At 37.6% G+C, this 824-nt stretch carries 3 protein-coding genes; all 3 read left to right on the top strand.

The features are described from left to right. Positions 1–168, top strand: a 168-nt coding sequence (locus ADH52_RS11275) for a TipC family immunity protein (RefSeq protein WP_152903962.1), incomplete at its 5' end; no start/stop codon positions are given. Continuing rightward, on the top strand, positions 165–632 hold the full coding sequence (locus ADH52_RS04375) for a hypothetical protein (protein WP_049487070.1): 468 nt from the start codon (positions 165–167) through the stop codon (positions 630–632). The genes ADH52_RS11275 and ADH52_RS04375, both read left to right, overlap by 4 nt. A 10-nt stretch (positions 633–642) precedes the next feature. Continuing rightward, the coding region (locus tag ADH52_RS04370) for a TipC family immunity protein (RefSeq protein WP_049510322.1) at positions 643–824 on the top strand (182 nt) is incomplete at its 3' end.

Genomic DNA, 824 nt, shown 5'->3' with positions numbered 1-824 from the left:
AGAGAATATTTAAGAAAAAATAATATTTCCAAAGAAGAATTAGAGAAGGACTATGACGAAATCATCAACCAGAAAGTCTTGAAAGATTGGTGCTCAATTTATGACAGCAAGTACTCGCCAAGTAATTATGGCGAGGTCAAGATTGAAACCCAGTGGGAGAATTGGTGACAGGTCACGCAGACTTTACCCACCAGTCCATTACCATGGCTACTCATCTGAATCCTAATCAAGTTCAGTTAGCCGATATCTATGGTGGTAGAGAGCATGTCAAGGACCTTTCAGGCTGGGAGGGAGATACGACCTTTAATGCAAATGATATGAAGCCAAGTATTGGCGAGGATGACTACAAGGCAGACCTAGACTCAGTCAACCTTATCGGCCGGATGCAGAAGGGGCAATCCTATGACCAAGCTATAACTTCTTATTACTCTGACCTTCAAAAGGATTCGACACTGAGAGAAAGAGGATTTTTGAAAAATAAAGATTGGAAACAAGTCAGAGGTACTATCTATGCCAGTATCCTTCCATTAGAGGTTATGGAAAAAGGGGAAGATGCGATTAAAGCATATATTGAAAGTAACTATCCAGAAGTATCGACATTTTTAAATCGCTTGGAAGCCATGGCGGAGTAGGAGGATAATGATGAAGAAAATATTCAGTATATTAGCTTTAGTCTTACTAGTTGTATTATTTTATTTTTACTTTTTTCCTAAACAACCAAAAAATATTTTTGATGAGATTTACCAAGAAACTGAGAAAAACTATCGAACAAATAATATTTTAAGGCATATAGATGGCTTTGAAATTAGTCCAGGTTGGCCAAG

It is taken from the genome of Streptococcus pseudopneumoniae, assembly GCF_001072665.1.
GTDB classification, from domain to species: domain Bacteria; phylum Bacillota; class Bacilli; order Lactobacillales; family Streptococcaceae; genus Streptococcus; species Streptococcus pseudopneumoniae_S.
Note: the sequence above shows the minus strand (reverse complement) of the source record. Positions and strands in the feature narration are given on the sequence as shown.